Source organism: Salinivibrio sp. YCSC6 (assembly GCF_004916735.1).
GTDB classification, from domain to species: Bacteria; Pseudomonadota; Gammaproteobacteria; order Enterobacterales; family Vibrionaceae; genus Salinivibrio; species Salinivibrio proteolyticus.
The window spans coordinates 162,429-185,573 of record NZ_CP039516.1 but is presented as its reverse complement, the minus strand read 5'-3'; the positions used below and the strand labels follow the sequence as shown (position 1 = coordinate 185,573).

At 51.8% G+C, this 23,145-nt stretch carries 21 protein-coding genes; 15 read left to right on the top strand and 6 right to left on the bottom strand.

Translation table 11 applies throughout. From position 1 onward, the window contains the following. Positions 1-194: 194 nt before the first annotated feature. Entirely contained in the window at positions 195-1,646 is a 1,452-nt protein-coding gene (gene aspA / locus E8E00_RS00835; protein WP_371414227.1) for an aspartate ammonia-lyase, read from the top strand. Between the two features lie 71 nt (positions 1,647-1,717). On the opposite strand, the gene E8E00_RS00830 is transcribed toward aspA, so the two are convergent. Then, positions 1,718-3,028, bottom strand: coding sequence for an anaerobic C4-dicarboxylate transporter family protein (locus E8E00_RS00830; RefSeq protein ID WP_077479089.1), 1,311 nt, complete (start codon positions 3,026-3,028; stop codon positions 1,718-1,720). Positions 3,029-3,439: 411 nt separating this feature from the next. Between E8E00_RS00830 and E8E00_RS00825 the strand changes: the two genes are divergently transcribed. Beyond that, positions 3,440-3,709 (top strand): type B 50S ribosomal protein L31, encoded by a 270-nt coding sequence (locus E8E00_RS00825; protein WP_096630144.1) that lies wholly within the window; start codon positions 3,440-3,442, stop codon positions 3,707-3,709. Then, positions 3,706-3,849: a type B 50S ribosomal protein L36 gene (ykgO, locus tag E8E00_RS00820; protein WP_077640722.1), complete on the top strand. Its 144-nt coding sequence runs from the start codon at positions 3,706-3,708 to the stop codon at positions 3,847-3,849. The genes E8E00_RS00825 and ykgO overlap by 4 nt, the downstream gene beginning before the upstream one ends. On the opposite strand, the gene E8E00_RS00815 is transcribed toward ykgO, so the two are convergent. Beyond that, positions 3,846-4,139 carry a DUF2218 domain-containing protein gene (locus tag E8E00_RS00815; protein WP_096630147.1) on the bottom strand — a complete coding sequence of 98 codons (294 nt, stop codon included), beginning with the start codon at positions 4,137-4,139 and terminating at the stop codon, positions 3,846-3,848. The genes ykgO and E8E00_RS00815 overlap by 4 nt on opposite strands. Positions 4,140-4,182: 43 nt before the next feature. Continuing rightward, complete coding sequence (locus tag E8E00_RS00810) at positions 4,183-6,195, bottom strand: TonB-dependent receptor domain-containing protein (RefSeq protein ID WP_096630150.1); 2,013 nt, start codon at positions 6,193-6,195, stop codon at positions 4,183-4,185. Positions 6,196-6,365: 170 nt separating this feature from the next. Between E8E00_RS00810 and E8E00_RS00805 the strand changes: the two genes are divergently transcribed. The 7 genes from E8E00_RS00805 to E8E00_RS00775 all read left to right on the top strand — a co-directional run bounded on the left by E8E00_RS00805 (position 6,366) and on the right by E8E00_RS00775 (position 12,073). Then, complete coding sequence (locus E8E00_RS00805; RefSeq protein ID WP_168174057.1) at positions 6,366-7,340, top strand: AraC family transcriptional regulator; 975 nt, start codon at positions 6,366-6,368, stop codon at positions 7,338-7,340. 48 nt (positions 7,341-7,388) lie between these two features. Further along, complete coding sequence (locus E8E00_RS00800; RefSeq protein ID WP_077640718.1) at positions 7,389-7,904, top strand: thioredoxin fold domain-containing protein; 516 nt, start codon at positions 7,389-7,391, stop codon at positions 7,902-7,904. Positions 7,905-7,991: 87 nt separating this feature from the next. After that, positions 7,992-8,624, top strand: a complete 633-nt coding sequence (locus E8E00_RS00795; RefSeq protein WP_077479082.1) for a response regulator transcription factor — start codon at positions 7,992-7,994, stop codon at positions 8,622-8,624. A gap of 35 nt (positions 8,625-8,659) precedes the next feature. After that, positions 8,660-9,292: a MarC family protein gene (locus E8E00_RS00790; protein WP_069586970.1), complete on the top strand. Its 633-nt coding sequence runs from the start codon at positions 8,660-8,662 to the stop codon at positions 9,290-9,292. A gap of 180 nt (positions 9,293-9,472) precedes the next feature. Then, the gene (locus E8E00_RS00785) at positions 9,473-9,739 is read left to right on the top strand and encodes a DUF4212 domain-containing protein (protein ID WP_069586971.1); all 267 of its coding nucleotides are present in this window, start codon (positions 9,473-9,475) and stop codon (positions 9,737-9,739) included. 12 nt (positions 9,740-9,751) lie between these two features. Next, on the top strand, positions 9,752-11,479 hold the full coding sequence (locus tag E8E00_RS00780; protein WP_077456064.1) for a sodium:solute symporter family protein: 1,728 nt from the start codon (positions 9,752-9,754) through the stop codon (positions 11,477-11,479). Between the two features lie 72 nt (positions 11,480-11,551). Next, complete coding sequence (locus tag E8E00_RS00775; protein ID WP_096630155.1) at positions 11,552-12,073, top strand: hypothetical protein; 522 nt, start codon at positions 11,552-11,554, stop codon at positions 12,071-12,073. Between the two features lie 6 nt (positions 12,074-12,079). On the opposite strand, the gene E8E00_RS00770 is transcribed toward E8E00_RS00775, so the two are convergent. From E8E00_RS00770 to E8E00_RS00760, 3 genes are all read right to left on the bottom strand, one after another. Further along, a complete protein-coding gene (locus E8E00_RS00770; protein WP_077456062.1) occupies positions 12,080-12,304 on the bottom strand; it encodes a hypothetical protein in 225 nt (74 codons plus the stop codon). Continuing rightward, positions 12,304-15,750, bottom strand: a complete 3,447-nt coding sequence (locus E8E00_RS00765) for a hybrid sensor histidine kinase/response regulator (RefSeq protein ID WP_096630158.1) — start codon at positions 15,748-15,750, stop codon at positions 12,304-12,306. The genes E8E00_RS00770 and E8E00_RS00765 overlap by 1 nt, the downstream gene beginning before the upstream one ends. Before the next feature lie 103 nt (positions 15,751-15,853). Continuing rightward, positions 15,854-17,035: a 3-phenylpropionate MFS transporter gene (locus E8E00_RS00760; RefSeq protein WP_077456060.1), complete on the bottom strand. Its 1,182-nt coding sequence runs from the start codon at positions 17,033-17,035 to the stop codon at positions 15,854-15,856. Between the two features lie 197 nt (positions 17,036-17,232). On the opposite strand from E8E00_RS00760, the gene E8E00_RS00755 reads away from it, so the two are divergent. From E8E00_RS00755 to accB, 5 genes are all read left to right on the top strand, one after another. Continuing rightward, positions 17,233-19,029: a DUF294 nucleotidyltransferase-like domain-containing protein gene (locus tag E8E00_RS00755; protein ID WP_096630161.1), complete on the top strand. Its 1,797-nt coding sequence runs from the start codon at positions 17,233-17,235 to the stop codon at positions 19,027-19,029. A 1-nt stretch (position 19,030) separates the two neighbouring features. Next, the gene (locus E8E00_RS00750; protein WP_069586978.1) at positions 19,031-19,654 is read left to right on the top strand and encodes a 3'-5' exonuclease; all 624 of its coding nucleotides are present in this window, start codon (positions 19,031-19,033) and stop codon (positions 19,652-19,654) included. Between the two features lie 244 nt (positions 19,655-19,898). Continuing rightward, positions 19,899-21,848 carry an acetate--CoA ligase gene (gene acs, locus E8E00_RS00745; RefSeq protein WP_077479075.1) on the top strand — a complete coding sequence of 650 codons (1,950 nt, stop codon included), beginning with the start codon at positions 19,899-19,901 and terminating at the stop codon, positions 21,846-21,848. Between the two features lie 347 nt (positions 21,849-22,195). Continuing rightward, positions 22,196-22,651, top strand: coding sequence for a type II 3-dehydroquinate dehydratase (gene aroQ / locus E8E00_RS00740; protein ID WP_069586980.1), 456 nt, complete (start codon positions 22,196-22,198; stop codon positions 22,649-22,651). Positions 22,652-22,676: 25 nt separating this feature from the next. Then, a complete protein-coding gene (gene accB, locus E8E00_RS00735; RefSeq protein ID WP_077640709.1) occupies positions 22,677-23,138 on the top strand; it encodes an acetyl-CoA carboxylase biotin carboxyl carrier protein in 462 nt (153 codons plus the stop codon). Positions 23,139-23,145: the final 7 nt, after the last annotated feature.

Genomic DNA, 23,145 nt, shown 5'->3' with positions numbered 1-23,145 from the left:
TTATCGCCTCCTCTTAGTGCTGTGACCGGTGTCAGCCCTTTTCACCGCATCATATGCTCTAATAGCGGCGAAAGGATGTAAGAGACGATACATCCAGCCAAAATCTCTGAGGAATGGATTCTACAGCAAAATTTGTGGCGACGTTTTAATCATTATAATAACTTTGATGTTAAGGCCAACACATGTCTCAGACGATTATTACACCCAATGATACCCCTACGCTGACTACTGCAACCCGCCTTGAAGAAGACTTACTCGGTCAACGCGCTGTTCCAGCCGATGCGTATTACGGTATTCACACCTTGCGCGCCATTGAGAACTTTACTATCTCAAGTACCCGTATTTCAGACATTCCCGATTTCGTTCGCGGCATGGTTTACACCAAAAAAGCTGCCGCGATGGCAAACCAAGAACTCGGCGTGATCCCCTCTGATGTCGGTGACTACATTATCAAAGCCTGTGACCAGATTTTGGAAACGGGTAAATGCATGGATCAGTTCCCTTCGGATGTCTTCCAAGGCGGCGCAGGCACCTCAGTGAACATGAATGCTAACGAGGTGATTGCCAACCTTGCGCTTGAACTAATGGGGCATGAGAAAGGTGACTATGATGTGATTAACCCCAACGATCACGTCAATAAGAGCCAATCGACCAACTGTGCGTACCCCACCGGCTTCCGAATTGCAGTCTACAACAGCATTCTCAAATTGATGGATGCGATTGATTATCTGCAAAACGAATTCAACAAAAAAGCGGAGACTTACTCTCACGTACTGAAAATGGGCCGCACCCAGCTGCAAGACGCAGTACCGATGACGGTCGGACAAGAGTTCAAAGCCTTTTCGGTACTACTGCGTGAAGAGATTAAAAACATCAAATATACCGCCGCACTGCTGCTCGAAGTTAACCTCGGCGCGACTGCGATTGGCACCAAGTTGAATGCCGCAGAAGGCTATCAGCAATTGGCGGTAAAACACCTAGCTGAGATCACAGGTCTGCCATGTATCCCAGCCGAAGATTTGATTGAAGCCACGTCAGACTGTGGCGCGTATGTCATGGTCCACGGCGCGCTGAAACGCTTGGCGGTGAAACTATCGAAGATCTGTAACGACTTACGCCTGCTCTCCTCGGGCCCACGTGCGGGACTCAATGAGATTAACCTACCAGAAATGCAGGCAGGTTCATCCATCATGCCCGCCAAGGTTAACCCAGTGATCCCCGAGGTAGTCAACCAAGTGTGCTTTAAGGTAATGGGCAACGATACCACCATTACGTTTGCCGCCGAAGCCGGCCAACTTCAGCTTAACGTGATGGAGCCCGTGATTGGGCAGGCACTGTTTGAGTCTATTTCCATTCTGGCGAATGGCTGCCGGAACTTGGGTGAGAAGTGCGTGAGCGGGATTACCGTCAACCAAGACGTGTGCGAGCACTATGTGCACAACTCGATTGGCATTATCACTTATCTCAACCCCTTTATCGGCCACCACGAGGGCGATATTGTCGGCAAGATTTGTGCTGAGACAGGAAAGAGCGTGAAAGAAGTGGTGCTAGAGCGCGGGTTAATGACCGAAGAAGAACTTGAAGACATCTTCTCGGTCGACAACCTGATGCATCCCAAGTATCGCGGTAAACGCTTTAACGCCTAAGTGAATAACGGTTATCTGATCAACAAGGGCGCTCAATGCGCCCTTTTTTATTCGCCTGTCTTTCTATTGGCTTACAGCACCTGAGTGAGTAACAAACCGCAGGCAATACTGAAGACCATACTAAGCAACCCCGGTACCATAAAGCTGTGGTTGAACACATATTTACCAATCTGAGTTGTCCCTGTTCGGTCAAAATCAATAGAAGCAATGATAGGGCCATAATTGGGGATAAAGAAGTAACCATTTACCGCCACAAAGGTCGCGATGATAATTGAGGGTGGCAGACCCAGTGTAATCGCTACTGGCACCAGCACAGCCGTTGTTGCACCTTGGCTATTCACCATGACCGATAACGCAAACAAAGCAAAGGCGAACGTCCAAGGCGCCACCTCAACCAAGCCAGACACGGCATCTTTTACCATATCCGCATGCCCACCAATCAAGGTGTCACCCAGCCACGCAATACCAAAGATAGCGACAATGGCACGCATACCCGCATGAAACACCGAACCTTGGCTAATCGCATTGCCATCCGGTTTACAGGTCAAGATGATCAGCGCACCGACTGACAGCATCACAATTTCAATGGTGTGCGCCATGCCCAGAGGCTCGCCGTCAAACGCTGGGCGCAACGAAGGAAACGCCCCCATTAGCACCACGGTAATGGCCCCGAGTAAAAATAAGGTCACCGATTTTTTCGCTTCCGGCGTCACCTCGACCTCTTCCACGGTCGACGATGCTTCCATTTCTGCGCGAAATGCGGGGTCTTGAAGGCGGCGTTGGTACTCAGGATCGTCTTTAAGCTCTTTGCCAAGCTTATTGACGATCACACACGCAAGCGCAAGACCAATAAAGGTACTAGGAATGGTCACTGACAGCACATCGGTGAGCGTAATCCCTTGTGGCTCTAAAAAGGCCACGCAGGCCACCACAGCAGCAGCGATGGGGCTGGCCACAATCGCAAATTGCGAGGCGATAACCGCCATACTTAATGGGCGTGCTGGGCGAATGCCACTACGGCGGCTCACTTCCGCAATCACAGGCAACACGGAGTAAGCAACGTGTCCTGTCCCCGCCATCATAGTAAAGACATAGGTCACTAAGGGAGCAATAAAGGTAATGTGACGCGGGTTTTTACGCAAAATGCCCGTGGCAATTTTAATCAGAAAATCGAGACCACCGGCTGCCTGCATACTGGCCGCAGCGGCAACAACAGCCATGATCATCAGCATGACATCAATCGGTGGGTGCGTGGGTTGCATACCGAACCCAAAACTTAATATCGCGAGGCCAACCCCGCCCATCACACCTAAACCGATGCCGCCAATTCGGGCACCAATCAAGATGCAGCTGAGTACTACTAAAAACTCAACCAAAAACATAACGCTCTCCTACTCCGGATAGTTGGGCCCAATTTCCTTACTAGCCAACGCCATGATCGTCTGTCATTTCGCCCTAATGTCGCCAACGTTAACCAGTGTTATTGGGTATGAGTGTCGAGACGGTTCCTTGTCTGTGCATCATCATGATGTTTGCCTTCCGTGAAGGGGATGTGCACGCATGCGCAGCATCATGGATGACAGGCTATCCGTGAGCAGTAACACGCGTGTTGATATAAGTAATAAAAACTAACACTTTTGCGTCCTTCATAACAAAAAGTTCGTAAAATGAGATCTTTAACGCAGATTGTTTCGCCAATGCCTGTTGGGTTATTGATCAATTCACCGCTTCCTCATATTTAATTGTTATGATATAACATAACAATTAAATACAACGACAAGAGGCACTCCACGGTGAAAAAAGATATCCACCCTCCGTATCAACAAGTCGTGTTTCATGACACCAGTGTCGATACCTATTTTATGGTTGGTTCAACCTTGCAAACATCACGTACCATCGAATGGCACGACGGTAAAACCTATCCCTATTTTCCACTCGACGTCTCGAGTGCATCGCATCCGGTGTACACGGGTAAACAGCGGGTCACAAACAAAGAAGGACGCGCCGCACACTTCGCCCGCAAGTTTGGCCAAGTGGGTCGCAGTCAAAAGGAGTCGTCATGAAGGTCGTGAACTCACTGAAAAGCGCCCGCCAGCGTCACCCTGATTGTCAGGTTGTCCGTCGTCGCGGGCGCATGTTTGTTATTTGCAAAACCAATCCACGTTTTAAAGCCGTGCAGGGGCGGGCAAAAAAACGCAACTAAGCGTCGGCGACGCACTGCCACTGATGGGGCAGTGCTTCTCGACGGGCAAACATCTCGATGTGGCTACTGACCGTTTCAGTCACTAAGGTTAAGTTCTCCTCATCGTCGGCATGGCATGTAACACGCAACTGGGTCCCTTGTACCTGCATATCGCACACACCCGCAGGGAAATGCACGCGTCCTGTTTGCTCATCCCAGCTCGCCTCGACTTTGCGACCAAAGTGACGACACAAGGTCTGCAAGTAACGAGGGGCATGCTCGGACTCAATCATCGTTGTCATACTAGGCATACGTTCTCCTTGGTAGGCTGGCATGAATGCCAGCCTCATCGCGTTAAAATTGATAGGACGCCGTCAATTTAATATTGCGGCCGGGCTCGTAATCGAGGATTTCTGCGCCTCGTTCACCTGACGTTGACGCATGCGAGCGATAGCGACTGTCAAACAAGTTGTCGACCCCAGCCGTCAAAGTGAACCCGTCTACCGCCATCGGTTGCCACTGAGCGAACACGTTGTGGACTGTGTAGCCCGGTTTGGTCAAGTTGCTATCAGGTACGGTGGTCGAGCGCTGAATTTGGGTGTTCCACCCCAGCAGCACATCCCAACGGTTCAACGCGTAATCCGCATTCAAGGCAAGGGTATCGCCGAGGTGGCGGGCGCGACCAAAAATCTGGTCCAGTTGATACGCCTCTGAATAACTCACATCCGTGCGACTGTAACTGGCTGACGCCGTCCATTGCTGCCATGCCCAATAGGTACTGGCTTCAAAGCCACGATAGGTGACATCGCCACGGTTGGTGGTTTCATAGGCCCAGTTACCACTGCCATCTTTGTAACTACGCACCACAATTTCATCATCGAGCTCAGTGCGAAATACCGTCAGATTGGCGGTTAACAAGTAGTCTTTTTGCGCCGCTGCGTTTGAGAGGCGCACACCAATTTCATCGGTCCGGCCATGCTCGGCTTTCAAGTCTTTATCCGCGCTTTCACTCAGTGCTGTGGTGGTGAATGATTCATTCAACGGCGGCGCTTTGTGCAGCTCTCGACTGTTGGCAAACAGGGTGAGATAGTCGTTAGCGACAAACTCTGCCCCCAACGCCAGCGACACATCATCGTAACGCTGACTCGAGCTGGTCGCTCGACGATCAAAGCTGTCATAACGTACCGCTGGCGTCACCGAAAAGCGTGAGGTCAGCGCTATCTTGTCTTCCACATACAGCGCAATCTTGTCGGCCGACTCCAAAATCTGTACACCCGGTTTGGCAAATTGGGTGTCGTTGTCTTGGTTTTCATAGTGCGCACCGTACGCGAGCTGATGATCGCCAATACACTGCGACACACTGAGTTTTACCCCAATATTCGTGTCTTCTGCCACGTTGACGCCTTTGCGGTCAGCCAGAAATGGGTGGGTCGCAAATTCGGTTTCATCACGGGTGAGTGACAGCTGGTTATAATAGGCCAGCGCTTTTAATTCGATGGTTTGTGACGGCGTGTATTCATAGTTGATCGTCGCGGTATCACGATCATAGGTCACTGGCAGGATCATTTCGCCCGTGCGATTGCGGTTGAAGCTCACGCCCATATCAGGACGCGGCAGGTAATCGCCCTTATCGCGGTACTTGTCATAACTGACTTCAAAGCGATGCCCACTCTCAGGCTCCCAACCTAGTTTCACTAAGCCATTAGTGACCTCACCTTCACCGCCGAAGGTACGATGTCCATTGCCGTCTTTAAAGTTGTCGCGATCAAAACGGCTGATATATGCCATCGCATCCCATTCATCACTCAACAACCCATAAACGGTCAACGAGCCTTGCTGGTAATCGTTACTGCCCCAGCCCCCACTTAGGCGTGCCCCAAATGTCTCATTCGCACGCAAGAGATCGTACGGATCTTTGGTTTCAAACGCGACCGCGCCCCCCAGCTCGCTGGTGAGAATCGACGATGCGCCCACCGCGACATCAACACGCTGCAAAATGTCAGGATTTAAAGTGAGGTTGCTGATGTGGTGGAACATTTTACCGCCTTGTGAGGCGCCATCGACGGTGATATCCAGATCTTGTTCGGTAAAGCCACGGATATTAATGCGCTGGGTGAGCGAGTGCGTGCCGCCCACATCCACACCGGGAATATCACGCAATAAGTCAGAGAGGTGATCGGGCTGCTTCACGGTAAGATCGGCCTCCCCCAGGTAACGGGAGGAGCTAGACACTTTTGTGCCCCACACGGACACCGTTTCTATGCTTTCACCTTCGGGGCTATCAGCCATCGCAGAGGGACACAAAGCACTGGCAATGCTCAGCGCAAGCAAAGCCGGACGCGCCTTGGCAGGAAGTAACAACGTCATAATTCATTTCCTTCTTGGGTAACCCAAACAACTAAATGATACTAATTCGCATTTATGTTACTGTTTAAGTGGTTTTCAGGAAGAAAAAAGAGTTATGCGCGTGCATCAAGCTTTTATGCGCAGAGTTTTTATGCATAGCGCGTTGATGCAGCATGTTAAGGGGGAACACTATGACAGCACCCGTGTCTGTTGTTTGCACACAACGAGAATCCAGCGCAGAGGGTCACGCCGAGATCATGGCTAGCCACTCGCAACGGACGCAATCTCTGGTGCGAGGGCAGTTCTCACATACCTTATGCCCGGGAGGGTTGCAGATCGATGGCGGGATTACCGATGAGTTATGTGATGCCAATGTGCTCCACCGTGCCCATCTGGGGATCACGCTAGTGATAGTCCTCGAGGGCTTGCTAGAGTTTGCCTACGATGGTTACACCTATCGGTGTGATGCACGCCACCAGCCCCAAGCGCTTGCAGTCTCCGTGGGTCGTGATAGCACCTTTCGCCGTCGCCTAATTGAAGGTAACCACCTTAAAAAAGTGAACATATTGCTACCCCCCGAATGGCTTAATGGCTATGCAGACGAGCAAGCCTTGCCACTGCTTAGTGGCTTGCATCGCCATCATTTAGGCTGTGTACGCTGGCAACCGAGTCCCTCCATACTTGACTCCATTCGCGCCTTATTACCCAGTATTAATAGGCAACATGAGGCTGATCCCCTGACCCAGCATCTACATGCACTCACCATCATCAAGCATCTGTGTGACCAAGCCGCTCATCTGATCATTGAGCCTGTTGTCGAACACATCCCTACCACCCATGAACCACAAGTCGCAAAAGCCGTCGCGTATATTGAGACCAAACTGCATACCGCATTGACCTTATCGACTATCGCTCAGGCGTGCGGCCTGAGTCGCAGCACACTGCAGCGTCACTTTCGTACCCATCTGGGCGTGCCCGTGTCTGATTACATTCGGCGCCGCCGGCTCGCGGTGGTCAAAGAAAAGTTACTGCATGAGGCAATGTCAATTGGCGAAGCGGCTTACTGGGCGGGCTACCATCATCCCTCTAATTTCGTCACCGCATTTAAGCGTCAGTTTGGTATGACGCCCGGTCAGTTGATCCAGTCGCACACCCATGCGGTGTGATCATGGTATTTGTGTATACTCATCCTATTAGCATGAAAAGGAAAAAGTATGAGACAGGGTCGCCGCTTCGCACTGACGGCTGGGGCGTTGATTGCCGCATTAGGCGCCAGTGCGCTTTATATTGTTCACTCGCAACAAGCCACCGCGCCTGCAAACGCATCGCATACCGTCGCGGCGCCAACGTTTGTGACCGTCAACAGCCAAACAGCGCTTGATGCAGAGCTCGCCAACGCAGCCGCGAGTCAGAAAATCGCCTTTGTCGATTACTACGCCGATTGGTGCATTCCGTGTAAGCAGTTCGCCACACAAACCTTTACCGATCCCGACGTGGCCCAGCAACTTAACCGCATGCACCGGATTAAAGTGAACCTTAGCCATAATCGTCCTGAAGATTTTGCCCTTATGCGTCGCCAAAATGTGGCGGGCTTGCCCACCCTCGACTTTTGGTTACCCAGTGGTGAACGGGATGAAACCGCACGCGTTACCGGCTTTTTACCTCCCGAGACATTTCTTTCCCATCTTTCTGAACACGGACTCATGGTTCGGGATAAAAGCGAGGAATGATCAATCTCTTAGTTCCTTTGTTACAAAATTGATAAACCGCACACCCAGTGGTAGCGTTGAAAGAAACACGGGAGCGGCATAAACACCATGGAAGCGCAACATACCATTGTGATCGCTGACGACCATCCGCTGTTTCGAAATGCCTTATTTCAATCAGTGCATATGGCGGTCAGCGGCGCGAATCTACTCGAAGCAGATAGTCTGGATAGTTTGAACGATCTATTAGCACGCGATGCCGAGGTCGATTTAGTGCTACTAGATCTAAAAATGCCGGGCGCCAATGGTATGTCGGGGTTGATTGCCCTGCGTCACCAATACCCGACGCTGCCGATTGTGGTGGTCTCCGCCAGTGAAGAGCCCAGCGTGATCCGCCAAGTCCGTTCCCATGGCGCGTTTGGTTTTATCCCAAAATCCAGCGATATGCGTACGCTGGTGCAATCGTTGACCCAAGTCCTCGAGGGCACTCCCTGCTTTCCTGATGACTTAGGTGACGATGACGACAGTGAATGCTTGTCGAGCAAATTAGCCGCCTTAACGCCGCAACAATACAAAGTATTACGTATGCTTTGCGATGGCTTGCTGAATAAGCAGATCGCTTACGACTTAGCAGTCTCCGAGGCCACCATCAAAGCACACATGACGGCGATTTTTCGCAAGCTCGGGGTAAAAAATCGCACTCAAGCGGTAATTTTATTGCAGCAATCAAATATCGAACTTTGATACGCTAGCGCTCACACACCGACGTTGGAGCGCCTATGTTAAGTATTCTTGCTACGCAATTCGTGATTTTATGGGCCGTGATCGATCCTATCGGTAGCGTGCCCATCTATCTGTCGCAAACCAGCCACATGACCCCCAAACAAAAGCGCCGCGTGGCAGTGAAAGCGGTAGCGATCGCTTTCGCGATTTTATTGTTCTTCTTAATTGTCGGCCAGATTTTACTCGAAGCCATGCAAATCCCTTTGCCCGCCTTTCAAGCGGCAGGCGGGCTGGTATTGCTGTTATTTTCTTTAACCATGATTTTCGGCGAAGGCAAGCCTAGTCAAGAAGCCAAAATGCTCAGCGAAAACGTGGATAAGGCCGAGATAGCCGCAACTGCGGTGTATCCCTTGGCGGTGCCGTCTATCGCCTCACCCGGCGCGATGATGGCCATTGTCATGCTCACGGATAACAATCGCTATGCCATTGCTGAGCAAGCCATTACAGCCGGAGTGATGTTCTTAGTCTTAGTCGCGACCTTGGTCTTACTCCTCGGGGCCAATGTAATACACAAAGTGATCGGTAATGTCGGCGCCTCGATTGTCAGTCGTGTCATGGGGCTAATCCTCGCCTCCGTCGCCGTTGCTAATTTGCTCGAAGGGATCCAAAAGTTTTATCACCTGACTTAGACCTTTGGCGCAAGTCGTGGCTAGCTCAACCCGAGCTAGCCCAACCTAGCTCACAAAAATCCTGTCTTTTCGCCATATTGGCGCGCTTGTGGCTCGACTAAAGTTGCAATGTCGCTTTGCCCATCCACTGCTATCGTCTTCATGTAACATTCCATTAACGTGTTAAACAAGGAGATGGCGATGGCGTTTCAAAGCAAGGAACACGCGAAAGCCTACTGGGAGAGAAACGTAAAACTGATGATCAGCTTGCTGATTGTCTGGTTTGTTGTCTCATTCGGTTTTGGGATCTTATTCGTGGATGCCCTCAACACGATTCAAATCGCAGGCTATAAATTGGGATTTTGGTTCGCTCAACAAGGGTCAATTTATACCTTCCTTGGCATCATTTTTGTGTATGCCAAACAGATGCGCAAACTCGATCGCGAGTTCGGTGTAGACGACGAGTAAGAGGACACACGCATGGATTTAAGAACCATTACTTACATTGTTGTTGGGTTCACGTTCGCCCTCTACATCGGGATTGCGATCTGGGCTCGAGCAGGGTCAACCAAAGAGTTTTATGTGGCTGGCGGTGGGGTTAACCCCGTTGCAAACGGGATGGCAACCGCTGCCGACTGGATGTCAGCGGCCTCCTTCATCTCCATGGCCGGTTTGATTGCCTTTATGGGTTATGGCGGCTCGGTCTTTTTGATGGGCTGGACCGGTGGCTTTGTGCTGCTCGCCCTACTCCTCGCGCCTTACCTGCGTAAATTTGGCAAGTTTACCGTCCCCGAGTTTGTCGGTGAGCGCTTTTATTCGAAAACCGCGCGTATCGTGGCGGTGGTTTGCTTGATTATCGCTTCGGTCACTTATGTTATCGGTCAGATGAAAGGGGTTGGGGTCGCATTTGGACGCTTCTTGGAAGTCGATTACTCCACCGGGCTGTTAATCGGTATGGTGATTGTCTTCATGTATTCCGTGATGGGCGGGATGAAAGGCATTACTTATACCCAAATTGCTCAGTATTGCGTGCTTATTTTGGCGTATACGATCCCTGCTATTTTTATCTCGCTAAAGCTCACCGGCAACCCGTTCCCGCAGTTAGGTCTGGGTAGCACCATGGCAGGTACGGATCAGTATTTGCTCGATCGGCTCGACCAAGTGGTCACTGAGCTCGGTTTTGTCGAATACACTACCGCGGTGCGCGGCAGTACGCTCAATATGTTTGCCTACACCATGTCACTGATGATCGGTACCGCAGGTCTACCTCACGTCATTATCCGCTTCTTTACCGTCCCTAAGGTGCGTGATGCGCGAACCTCTGCTGGCTGGGCACTCTTTTTTATCGCGATTTTGTATACCTCAGCACCTGCCGTCGCCGCGATGGCTCGCTTAAACTTGATGGATACCGTCAATCTACCTAATGGTGATAATTTGCTGTACGACGAGCGTCCGGACTGGTTTAAAAACTGGGAAACCACTGGCCTGCTCGGTTTTGAAGACAAAAACGGTGACCAGAAAATTCAGTACACCTCTGACCCAGAGACCAATGAGCTGCGTGTTGACCGCGATATCATGGTGCTCGCCAACCCCGAAATTGCCAAGCTGCCTAACTGGGTCATTGCACTAGTGGCTGCCGGTGGTCTTGCTGCGGCACTGTCGACTGCTGCGGGATTGTTGCTTGCGATATCGTCAGCAATATCCCACGACTTAATCAAAGGGGTCGTTAACCCGAATATCAGTGAAAAAGGCGAACTCATGGCGAGCCGGATATCCATGGCATTAGCCATCGCCGGTGCTGGCTATTTGGGACTGAATCCACCTGGCTTCGCCGCTGGGACAGTGGCACTGGCCTTCGGTCTCGCCGCCTCATCAATCTTCCCAGTCCTGATGATGGGGATCTTTACCAAGACCATCAACAAGGAAGGCGCGATCGCCGGGATGGTTGCAGGGATCAGTGTCACCCTATTCTATGTGTTCCAACACAAAGGGATCCTATTTATCCCTGAATGGACATACCTAGAAGGCCTTGGCAGCAACTGGATCTTGGGGATTGAACCCAATGCCTTTGGTGCCGTCGGTGCAATCTGTAACTTTGTGGTAGCCATCCTCGTTTCTCGCGTGACTAAAGAAACCCCACAAGAGGTACAAGATTTGGTCGAACACGTTCGCATGCCATCGGGCGCAGGCGATGCGCAATCACACTAATACGGTATTAACCTATCAAGCCCCTACGGGGGCTTTTATACTGTTGGTTACTTCCAGCCAAGGAGAGGCCTGATGTCAACGGTCACACGATTATTAACGAACAAGCATGTCGTCATTGCGATGCTGGTTGCACCAGTTTTAGCCATCATCGCCTATTTTGCGGTCGATGCCAGTGTGTCTGAGCCCCCTCAGGCGGCCCAGTCAGGACAAAGTTACCCGCTTGCGGTGCGCTCAAATTGCCGCTACACCAGTGGCTTTTGTCAGCTTGAAAATGGCGATATAAAGCTAAAATTAGAGTCTGACGGCGTGCAGAATGATAGGCTAACACTGCGTTTAGCGAGCGCGTTACCCCTCGAAGGCGCGAGGATCAGCATGGCGCATACAGGCACTGAGCCTCAGCCACAGTCAATGCAAGCAACAGATGAAACAGGCAAGGCTTGGCAGGTGTCGCTTCCCGCTCCCACCGATGCACAAGCGCAAATTCGTCTCGCGGTGAGTGTGGATGGTAGCTACTACTTTGCTGAGGCACCAACCACTTTTATTGAGCATAAAACATTCTACAGCGAGCATCAGAAAGCACAGGACGCGTCCTAGCCTTTGCTACGCATCGCTTCCGATTAAGTAGCCACGAATGGCGTGCAAGATCGTGGCTACTTTATGCTCATAAGCCTGCTCTGTCAGCCAATGGTTCACGTCCGCCCAACCATGACTGTCCAAATGAGCAAGATCGTCGATGTCGATATGTCCATCCACGGGGTTAAACCGACCGTCCACTCGGACCGTGCCAATGTCTGTGTCGAGACGAGAAATACTAAATGGGTCCATTACTGTCCTCGTTGTTGTAGTAAGGCGCGAAGTTTGAGTGGTTTGACTGGCTTGGAAATGTAAGCAAACCCCAGTCCAGTGACCGACTGTTGAATGTCAGCACTGCGATCTGCGCTGATAATCGCGCCACGGAAACAGCGCCCTAAACGCAACTGACATTGTTGTAAGACCTGCAATCCCGTTTGTTGATTAGCTAAATGGTAGTCACTAAGCACAAACTCTGGGTGCCAATCATCATCAATTTGTTGCATTGCACCACTGACATCAGGCGCACAACGCACATCACACCCCCAGCGCGATAACAACTGTGCCATACCGGTTAGAATATCGGTTTCATTATCCACACACAGCACGCGGCATCCTTTTAGCGCACTCTCCGAAACAGCACTGGGTGAACGCGGCTCGGCAGACACCACGGCCTCGGGCGTGCCTTGATCTACCGAGATAGAAAAAACCGTGCCTTTGCCGGGCCAAGAGCGCAACCCAAGCGGCTGCTGCAAGATCTGGCTGATCCCCCTCGCTATCGCAAGTCCCAGCCCTAACCCTTGCTCTGCACCTTGACGGTCAAGGCGAGTAAATTCTTGGAAAATATCTTGCTGACGATCATGCGGGATCCCGTCACCATCATCCCACACTTCAATACGGTATCGGTTTTCTTCGCGACGTACTCCCAATAACACCCGTCCTCTCGGGTTATAGCGAAAGGCATTGGTCAAAAAGTTTTGCAGTACGCGACGGAGCAGTTTTTTATCTGAACGTACCCAGCCTTGACAGTGTTGAACATCAAAGCGCATGCCTTGTTGGTTGGCCAATACGCCAAACTCTGCTTCTAATGCCGTGAGTACATCATTCAATGCAAAGTGTTCAATCCGCGCTTTCATCTTGCCCGACTCTAATCGCGAGATATCCAGCAAGTCACCAATCAAATCCTCCGCCCCTTCCAGTGCGCTTTCGATGTGGCCAGCAACCCGTTGCGTGTCGGCATTATGGGCAATCTCCGATAGCGAGGAGGCAAATAAGCGTGCCGCATTCAAAGGCTGCATCAAATCGTGACTGACCGCCGCGAGAAAACGGCTTTTCGACTGTGAGGCGGATTCAGCCTTGCGGGTGGCATCAATCAGCCGGCTATTGAGGGATTCAAGCTCACGGGTGCGCTCCGTCACTCGTGCTTCCAAGGTTTCATTGGATTGCTTAAGCGCCGCCTCCGCTTGGCGAAACGCAGTAATATCGGTGAAGGTCATCACGAACCCACCGCCGGGCATGGGGTTACCTTGGAGCTCAATGACCCGTCCATCAGGGTGCACACGAGAGGAGGTATGCGGCTGACGGCGTGTTAAATGATGCACTCTCTTCTCGACATGCTCTTCCGGATCGCCCGGTCCACAGAGTCCGCGTTGGGCATTAAAGCGAATCAAATCAGCGACCGGGCGTCCCACCTGAATCAATCCGGGTGGAAACTGAAACATATCAATATAACGCTGATTCCACGCCACCAGCCGTAGCTGTTTGTCGACCACCGAGATCCCTTGATTGATATGTTCAATGGCGCCTTGGAGCAAACCGCGCGAGAAATCAAACAGCTCAGACGCTTCATCAACAATGGTGGCAATTTCTTCCAATTGCATATTTCGCCCTTGTAAGGCAGACGATAGCACCAACCGCGCAGACGATGCCCCAAACACCCCCGCCAACACGCGTTCGGTATGGCGAATCAAGGGAGCACTCGCCTGCTGTTGCGGGATCAAGTCTTCACCACGTTGATCAGCAAATTGGCTAAATGCCTGACGCATCCGCCGCCGGCCGACAAAACGGGCCGCGAGCATTTCCAGCTCTGCCACCGTGACTCGGCTTTGGTATAGGCGTGCATCTTCACTTTCTGGTAGCGGCATACCCACAAACGCGGCGGCCTGCAATCGCTCACTCAAAGACGGTCGGGTTAACAGTGACACGGCCACAAAACTGGCAGCGTTCATTAACACACTAAATGCCAAGCCCCAATCGATGGGATCTAGCGTTGCGATAGGCGCAATCGCCGGTGGTGTGATCACCCAAATCAACAGGTTGCTCTGCCCATCGCCGGCAAGCATGCCGGTTTGCGTCATCATGGTGATCAGCCACAAGCTAAATCCTACCGCCAAGCCCGCATACACGCCTTTCTTATTACCTTGGCGCCAATACAAGGCACCAATCATCGCGGGAGCAAACTGCGCAATGGCCGCAAAAGAGAGAAAGCCAATTTCTGATAATGTTGGCACCGTTAAAATCAGGTGGTAAAAGCCCCAAGCGGCAATAAGAATAAGAAAAATTAAAGCGCGACGGACGTTAAGCAAAAGGCCAGAGAACTGCGTGAAGTTACGCGACGTCATCTTCATCCGCCGCAGCAACAGGGGTAACACCAGATCATTCGAGACCATAATAGCCAGCGCAATGGTCGAGACAATGACCATACCACTCGCCGCTGATGCGCCCCCCATAAAAGCCAATAACGCCATGCCTTCGGCACCAACCGATAAGGGCAAGCGAATCACATACGTATCCGCAGGGGCATCCGGGATCAGCATCTGTCCGGCGTACGCGAGCGGCAAAACGAATACCAACATCAGCAGCAAATAGGTAGGGAACACTTTTCGGGCAGTATTGAGGTCGCTGGCACGGGTATTCTCCACCACCATGGTATGAAACTGACGCGGCAAACAAATAATGGCTGCGGCCGTTAGAAAGGTGTGAATGATTAAATTGCCTATATCCGGCCGCCCGATCACGCCAGACTCTTCAAGGCTCATGGGCAAGCTCGGCGCTTGAAACAAGAGCACCACCACAAACACGCCAATACCCAAAAACGCGACCAGTTTGATCACCGATTCAAACGCAATCGCCATCATCATACCGCGATGGTGCTCGGTGCTATCGATATGCCGTGTGCCGAATAACACGGTGAACATCGCGAGCGAGATGCATACCAACCATGCTATTTGGGGCTGCTCTAAGCCAATGCTGGCTCCGAGTTCAGGCGAAAGCACATCTAACCCCATGGCGATACCGCGTAGCTGCAGCGCGATATAAGGCAGAACACCGATGACTGCAATCAAAGTGACGACTACCGCCAATCCTTGTGATTTGCCATAACGTGCCGCGATAAAGTCGGCAATCGAGGTGATGTGCTCTCGTTTGGCAATTAAGATCATGCGGGCGAGAAAGCGCCATCCCAGCGTGAACACCAAAATGGGCGCTAAATAGATAGGTAAAAACGACCACGGCGAGCTAGAGGCTTGTCCGACCGTACCGAAGAAAGTCCACGAGGTACAATAGACCGCGATAGAAAGGCTATAGATCCAAGGGCGCCACGTTCGTAGCCAACGCGGGCGACTGTCGCCATACCATGCGATGGCAAACAGCGTCCCCATGTACAATAGTGAAACCGAGACAATTACCCAGCCTTGTGTCATGACTCCCTTCCTGACCCCTGCGTATTTTTCGTCCGCTTAGAAGGGTGTAACACGCGACAGACACCGGCTCAATCTTCCTGTCTCGGCTTTGTGGACCTCGTGGCTAACTTTGCTGCAAGCGGGCCTTTCTTGCTTGTTGGTACTGAGGTTCATGCAAAGGCAGTAACAGCGCCGGCAGTGCCAGCAACGCCATCGCATAGAAGGTCCACGCTGGAGAAAAGTCATACACCCAACCGCTAGCTGCCGTCAGCGCTGCGACCACCGCGCCCATGGGGAGGGCGTTATAGGCGGCTTGTACCGCGACAAGGCGTGTCCCACATTCGCGTTGAATGTATTGCATGGCACCCAAATGGGCGGCGGCAAAGGTGATCCCGTGGAGGAGTTGTACCATTATCACTGGCGCCAAGGCTGTCGTCGAGCCAGTGATCCCCCATCGCACTAACACGCCAAGCGCGGCAAGACGGAACAAGGCTTTGGCAGACCACCCACCAAAAAGACGTGCGCCCAGCGCAAAAACCGCCACTTCCGAGACCACACCCAGACTCCACAAATAGCCCACGATGCTCTCGCTGTAACCGGCATGTTTCCAATAGATAGCGCTAAAACTGTAATACGCGGCATGACTGCCTTGTAGCAAGGAGGCGATCAGCAGAAATACCACGATGTGAGGGTCACGAAAAAGTTGGCGCATCGACACCTTACTGTGGGCCGCGTCATGCTCACTTTCCGGCATCACTGTCGGGCGACGTAAGGTTAACAGCAAGCAAGCCGACAAGCCTCCAATCGCAACCCAAGGGATGATCGCGGCGGTTTCCTCGGTCACCAGCCATCCCGTCAAACTTGATCCGACAATAAAAGCAATCGACCCCCACAAGCGTGTTCGACCATAGTCGATAATCTGATGGCGCGCATAATAGTTCGCTAACGCGTCGGACAAAGGCACCGATGGCCCAATCGCCAGATTAAAGAGCACAGTCACCAACGCGAGCCACGCAATGTTCGCTCCCATCACAGGATGCAACGCACAGGTCAACAACGCCATTAAGGTTAAGCCACGCAGTGCAGGCAGTAACGACTCCACCCGCTGCACTTTGGGAGTAAACACTAAGTTGGCCACACAACGGGTCGCAAAGCCCAAGCCAATCAGCGTACCAATCACCCCGGCATGCAACCCCATGTAATCAAACCAAACCGCCCAAAACGGCAAGTAGACACCGTAAGAGAAAAAGAAACCGCCAAAGTACTCTGACAGCCAACGAAAAGGAGAACAGTGGGACAAGCTCATTTCATTACTTCACATCAAGATAGATTCGCGGCTAAGTGTCTCAACTCTTTGACATGAAAAAAAGCCCTACTCAGCGAATATCCTCATCACTTCGTTGATCTCCGCCTAGGTTTCGTCGCAACTGGCTAGACTAAAGTCGGCTAGCCGGAACAGATAACGTGCGACACACTAGAAATATTATTGTGGGGAGTGCGATTATGCCTGAACCGTTTGACACCTCTCATGCACCGTTTGATTGCCTGACGGCGTCCCAAGTCAAGCAATGCCGCCAAGCCATAGACGTTGCCTACTTCCGACGTGGCGATACGCTGCTCGCCGCCGGTGATAGTGGCGATCAGCTCTTTATCATTATCAAAGGCAGTGTGGAAGAGGTATCGGAAGACGGCAAAGAAACCTTTTCGCACTACACCACGGATGATCTATTTGATGTCCCAGCGATATTAAACGGTACCGCCAAGCACCAATATCGCGCCCTAGAGGATACCTTGTGTCACTTACTGCCTGCCGACGTGTTCCTCGCCATTTATCATACCAATCAAGATTTTAGTGCTTATTTTGATACTAACTTGCAGCGTCGTCAGCAGTTGATTGCACAGGCTCGCCAGCAACAGAACTTAGCCGAGTTCATGCTCACTCGCATTGACGACACCAATATTCAACCGGCGCTGCGTGTGACCCCCGATGTTCCTCTTAAGGACGCCACCGCAAAAATGAAAGCACAACGCTGTGATTGTGCCTTGGTCGATTACGAGGACGGAAGTTGCGGCATTATTACCCGCACCAATCTGCTGCATGCCTTGGTGCTCGACGGCCATGACCAATCGGTCCCGGTGGGAAATATCGCTACCCGCCCTGTGATCAGTGTCGAGCGAGGTGACTTTCTCTTTCATGCCATGATCACCATGACGCGTCAGCGAGTGAAGCGGGTCCGTGTCGTCGATGATCAGGGACAGACCGTCGGTACGCTCGACCTGCCGCAAGTATTGAGCTTATTCTCCACCCATTCTCATGTGCTCAACTTACGCATTGCGCGCGCACAAACCGTCGATGAACTGGTGTTAGCGGCAAATAGCCAAAGCAAATTGGTTCATACCCTGTTTAACAACGGTATCCACACACGCTTTGTGATGAAGCTCATCGCGACCGTGAATGAACAAATCATGGAAAAAGCGTTTCGCCTCATCGTGCCCGAGCTCTATCAGCAGCAATGCTGTTTAGTGGTGATGGGCTCGGAAGGACGCGGTGAGCAAGTACTTAAAACCGATCAAGATAACGCACTCATTTTGGCCGATGATCTCACTTGGCCCGAGTGCCAAACCGTGATGGAGGCCTTTTCACATACCTTAAATCTACTCGGCTATCCGCCCTGCCCTGGGCAGGTGATGGTCAGCAATCCCAAGTGGGTGAAAAGCGCGTCTCAATGGCAACAAACCATTCTTAACTTAGCGCAAAGTGCTAATCATCAAAGCGTGATGGATTTAGCCATTCTCGCCGATGCGCATCCTGTTGCGGGCGACAGCCAGCTTATCGACGCGATTCAAACGCCACTTAAAGCCTCGCTCACCGATAATATGCTGACCTTAAATACCTTTGTGCGCCCGGCATTAGCGTTCAAAGTCCCTTTGACGGTGTTTGGCTCATTAAAGAGTGGTAAAGAAGGGCTCGACATCAAAAAAGGCGGCATCTTTCCGATTGTGCACGGCATTCGCACCATGAGCCTAGAAAAAGTGGTCAGCGAAACCAATACCTTTGAGCGGATTGAGAGGCTGGCTAACATAGGGACACTGGCCGAAGAAACGGCAGAGAACCTCGCCGAGGCGCTGAAGCTATTTATCCGACTGCGGTTACGCCAACAATTAAGTGGTGAGCAACAGAGTAACTATATCGATGTCTCTGCGCTTCCTTCCAGCGAGCGAGATCTTTTACGCCACGGCCTCCACGTGGTAAAAAAATTCAAAGAATCCCTCGCCTACCACTACCATGTGAGGGACTAGAGTGAACTGGTTGTCACGTCAATGGTACCGCTACCGATTGCGGACATCGTCCTACCGCGCGCTCTTCTTACCCTCGGATCGCAGCACAGTGATCTCGCTCGACTGCGAAACCACCAGCTTAGATCCAGAGCGTGCAGAACTCGTTACTATCGCCGCCACTCCAATTCAAGGGAATCGAATACTCACCAGCCAAGCGCTCACCTTGACCTTAGTGGCGCCAAAAAGCTTGAACGCTGGCTCGGTCCGTATTCATCAGTTGCGCCATCAAGATCTTGAACAGGGTGTTAGCGCTGAGCAAGCCATGACGACGTTAATCGCCTTCATCCATAACCATCCTTTGGTTGGCTATCACATTCGCTACGACAAAACGATCTTAGATCGCTACGCACGGCGTTTTTTAGGCTTTCCGTTACCCAATCCCGTGATCGAGGTTAGCGATATTTATCAACGTCAATTAGAGCGTTTACTGCCCAATGCCTACCATGACATCAGTATGGAAGCGATCAGTCGCCATTTAGACCTCCCTTTGCCCGCCCGTCATGATGCACTGGACGACACCATCGCCGCCGCTTTGATTTACGTGCGTTTGCAATATGGCGACATGCCTATGCTACGTTCGCAATAGCCAACAGCGATCCTGCCTTACGACACGTATTGCACAAAAAGTGAGATCAACCCCCCAATCTATGGTCCAACAAGCGCACAAACCACTTATAAATCAATGGCCTCATCCTAAAGTCTAATTGCCGGACCCCACGAACTGTCACACCTTTAAGGGCATGGTTTTCATTTGCCAGGCAGCGGTACAGCCTGACATCTCACGACATGGAAGCGCCGCATGAGATTACGCGGACACGAGGAGAAACAGGATGAGCGATAGTCACGTATACCCCGTCATGCCTTCAATTGCACAAAAGGCACACGCGGATGAAGCCACCTACCAAGCGCTTTATCAGCAATCAGTGACCGACCCCGAAGGCTTTTGGCGCGAACACGGGCAAATTCTTGATTGGATCAAACCCTATACCAAGGTGAAACATACCTCTTTCGATACCGGCCACGTCGATATTCGTTGGTTTGAAGACGGTACCTTGAATGTGGCCGCCAACTGTATCGATCGTCATCTTAACGACAAAGGCGATCAGGTTGCCTTAATTTGGGAAGGAGACGATCCGAAGGACGATGCCACACTGACCTACAAGCAGCTCCACCAACAGGTGTGCCAATTTGCTAATGCGCTCAAAGACAATGGCGTCAAAAAAGGCGATGTAGTCTGTCTTTACATGCCGATGGTCATGGAAGCCGCGGTCGCGATGCTCGCCTGTGCACGCATTGGCGCCGTGCACACAGTGGTATTTGGCGGTTTCTCACCTGAAGCACTGGCAGGACGTATTATCGACTCCAACGCTAAAGTCGTGGTTACCGCGGATGAAGGCGTTCGTGGCGGCCGTGCAGTGCCATTGAAAAAGAACGTCGATGAAGCCCTTGCCAACAGCAAAGTCACGTCAGTCAATAACGTGCTGGTTTTCAAACGCACAGGGGGACAAGTTGATTGGCACGAAGGTCGCGACGTGTGGTGGCATGAAGCCACCGCAAACGCATCAACCGATTGCCCTCCCGAAGAAATGAATGCCGAAGACCCTTTATTTATCCTCTATACATCTGGCTCAACCGGGACGCCAAAAGGGGTACTGCATACCACAGGCGGCTACCTCGTGTATGCCGCGATGACCTTCAAATACGTTTTTGATTATCAAGACGGCGAGGTGTTCTGGTGTACCGCCGATGTGGGTTGGATCACCGGCCACAGCTATCTCATTTATGGCCCGCTAGCTAATGGCGCGAAGACGATTTTATTTGAAGGCGTGCCTACCTACCCATCCACCGCCCGTATGAGCGAAGTGGTTGATAAACACCAAGTGAATATTTTATACACCGCACCGACCGCCATCCGCGCGTTGATGGCCAAAGGCAATGAAGCCGTTGAGGGAACGACACGTAGCTCGCTGCGCATTATGGGCTCGGTGGGTGAACCCATTAACCCGGAAGCCTGGGAATGGTACTACACCACCATTGGCAATCGGCAAAGCCCGATTGTGGATACGTGGTGGCAAACAGAAACCGGCGGCATATTGATCACCCCCTTGCCCGGCGCGACCGCCCTCAAACCCGGTTCAGCCACCCGACCCTTCTTTGGCGTACAACCTGCGTTGGTCGATAACGTCGGCAACATTGTCGACGGTGCGGCTGAAGGGAATTTGGTAATGTTGGACTCGTGGCCGGGACAAATGCGTACCGTGTTTGGCGACCACGACCGCTTTGAGCAAACGTATTTCTCAACCTTCAAGGGCATGTACTTTACCGGTGACGGCGCGCGTCGCGATGAAGACGGCTACTACTGGATTACAGGTCGTGTCGATGATGTCCTTAACGTATCCGGCCACCGAATGGGGACAGCAGAAATCGAATCCGCGTTAGTGGCCTTTGATAAAATTGCCGAAGCCGCCATCGTGGGTGTGCCACACGACATCAAAGGCCAAGCGATTTATGCCTACATCACTCTGAACGCCGGTGAGGTGCCCAGCGCCGAGCTACATAAAGAAGTGAAAGAGTGGGTACGCAAAGAGATTGGCCCTATTGCGACGCCCGATTTTATCCATTGGACCGACGCCTTACCCAAAACGCGTTCCGGAAAAATCATGCGCCGTATTCTGCGCAAAATCGCCACCGGTGATACCGGTAGCCTTGGCGACACCTCAACGCTGGCCGATCCGAGTGTGGTCGATAAGCTCATTGCCGAGAAAGAAAACGTGGTGTAGCGCAACGACACGATTGCTTAGCAACCTTTGCCGCCTACGGGCGGCTTTTTTTGTTTTTATGATCTGTGCCACTGAACTGTCTGGGCACACATCACTCCTATCCTTATTGTCGATAAAAAACACACAACCTTGACAGTGCAGCAATCGACAATCGCGACAGTTTTTGCTACACCATAAAGGGAAAGTGTGCTGATTAGACCAGTATTTTGCTGCGATTTGCGGTGAATTCTCTATAATTGAGCCCACTAAGGACAAATCGGCGTGCTTGAAGCCCATTCAGCATGCCATTAGGCTGGAATCCACAAAATGCTGCACATTAGCAGCTAATAGGAGAAGTAAGCGTCAAGATGTCTACAAATAACCGTGTTTTAGTCTTAAATGGCCCAAACCTCAATTTGCTAGGCCAACGTGAACCCGATCATTACGGTAGCCAAACGCTCGATCAAATCGTCGCCGCGTTGCATGCCCAAGCGGCAACCTTAGGGCTTCACCTTGAGCACTTACAATCCAACAGTGAAGCCAACCTGATTGATGCCATTCACCAAGCCATGGGTGAGGTGGATTTTATCATTATCAATCCTGCCGCTTTTACGCACACCTCCGTCGCCCTGCGCGACGCGTTGCTCGGTGTTGGGATCCCGTTTATCGAGGTGCACCTTTCCAATGTGCATGCTCGAGAACCCTTCCGTCATCATTCCTACCTCTCTGACAAGGCTGTCGGTGTAATTTGTGGGTTGGGAGCAGATGGCTACGAATTCGCATTAACGGCAGCTGCGCGCCATTTGGCGTTTGCAGCTCAGTAAAACAAACACAAGAAGAGACGACACCATGGATATCCGTAAAATCAAAAAATTGATCGAACTGGTTGAAGAGTCAGGCATTGCTGAGCTCGAAATTTCTGAGGGCGAAGAGTCGGTACGCATCAGCCGTTCATCACCTGCCGCGCCTCAGTTTGCTGCACCACAGTATGCCATGCCAGCCCCTGCGCCTGCCGCCCCAGCAGCACCGGCCGCAGAAGCGCCAGCCGCAGCGCCGGCAAGCGCACCAGAGCCGACGGGTCACCAAGTTCTTTCGCCAATGGTGGGTACTTTCTATCGCGCGCCAAGCCCAGATGCAGCACCGTTTGTTGAAGTTGGCAGCCAAGTCAATGCAGGTGATGCCTTGTGTATCGTTGAAGCGATGAAGATGATGAACCAGATCCAAGCAGATAAGAGCGGTGTGGTAAAAGCGATTCTGTGTGAAGACGGCCAGCCAGTTGAGTTCGACGAACCACTCGTAATCATCGAATAAGCGAGGG

What these genes read in the sequence shown, in the direction of transcription:
- E8E00_RS00765 (WP_096630158.1), bottom strand. Translation starts at nt 15,750, where the DNA reads ATGACACAAGGCTGGGTAATTGTCTCGGTTTCACTATTGTACATGGGG.
- E8E00_RS00785 (WP_069586971.1), top strand. Translation starts at nt 9,473, where the DNA reads ATGGCGTTTCAAAGCAAGGAACACGCGAAAGCCTACTGGGAGAGAAAC.
- aroQ (WP_069586980.1), top strand. Translation starts at nt 22,196, where the DNA reads ATGTCTACAAATAACCGTGTTTTAGTCTTAAATGGCCCAAACCTCAAT.
- E8E00_RS00815 (WP_096630147.1), bottom strand. Translation starts at nt 4,139, where the DNA reads ATGCCTAGTATGACAACGATGATTGAGTCCGAGCATGCCCCTCGTTAC.
- accB (WP_077640709.1), top strand. Translation starts at nt 22,677, where the DNA reads ATGGATATCCGTAAAATCAAAAAATTGATCGAACTGGTTGAAGAGTCA.
- ykgO (WP_077640722.1), top strand. Translation starts at nt 3,706, where the DNA reads ATGAAGGTCGTGAACTCACTGAAAAGCGCCCGCCAGCGTCACCCTGAT.
- E8E00_RS00755 (WP_096630161.1), top strand. Translation starts at nt 17,233, where the DNA reads ATGCCTGAACCGTTTGACACCTCTCATGCACCGTTTGATTGCCTGACG.
- E8E00_RS00790 (WP_069586970.1), top strand. Translation starts at nt 8,660, where the DNA reads ATGTTAAGTATTCTTGCTACGCAATTCGTGATTTTATGGGCCGTGATC.
- E8E00_RS00770 (WP_077456062.1), bottom strand. Translation starts at nt 12,304, where the DNA reads ATGGACCCATTTAGTATTTCTCGTCTCGACACAGACATTGGCACGGTC.
- E8E00_RS00775 (WP_096630155.1), top strand. Translation starts at nt 11,552, where the DNA reads ATGTCAACGGTCACACGATTATTAACGAACAAGCATGTCGTCATTGCG.
- E8E00_RS00810 (WP_096630150.1), bottom strand. Translation starts at nt 6,195, where the DNA reads ATGACGTTGTTACTTCCTGCCAAGGCGCGTCCGGCTTTGCTTGCGCTG.
- E8E00_RS00795 (WP_077479082.1), top strand. Translation starts at nt 7,992, where the DNA reads ATGGAAGCGCAACATACCATTGTGATCGCTGACGACCATCCGCTGTTT.
- E8E00_RS00780 (WP_077456064.1), top strand. Translation starts at nt 9,752, where the DNA reads ATGGATTTAAGAACCATTACTTACATTGTTGTTGGGTTCACGTTCGCC.
- E8E00_RS00800 (WP_077640718.1), top strand. Translation starts at nt 7,389, where the DNA reads ATGAGACAGGGTCGCCGCTTCGCACTGACGGCTGGGGCGTTGATTGCC.
- E8E00_RS00805 (WP_168174057.1), top strand. Translation starts at nt 6,366, where the DNA reads ATGACAGCACCCGTGTCTGTTGTTTGCACACAACGAGAATCCAGCGCA.
- E8E00_RS00760 (WP_077456060.1), bottom strand. Translation starts at nt 17,035, where the DNA reads ATGAGCTTGTCCCACTGTTCTCCTTTTCGTTGGCTGTCAGAGTACTTT.
- acs (WP_077479075.1), top strand. Translation starts at nt 19,899, where the DNA reads ATGAGCGATAGTCACGTATACCCCGTCATGCCTTCAATTGCACAAAAG.
- E8E00_RS00830 (WP_077479089.1), bottom strand. Translation starts at nt 3,028, where the DNA reads ATGTTTTTGGTTGAGTTTTTAGTAGTACTCAGCTGCATCTTGATTGGT.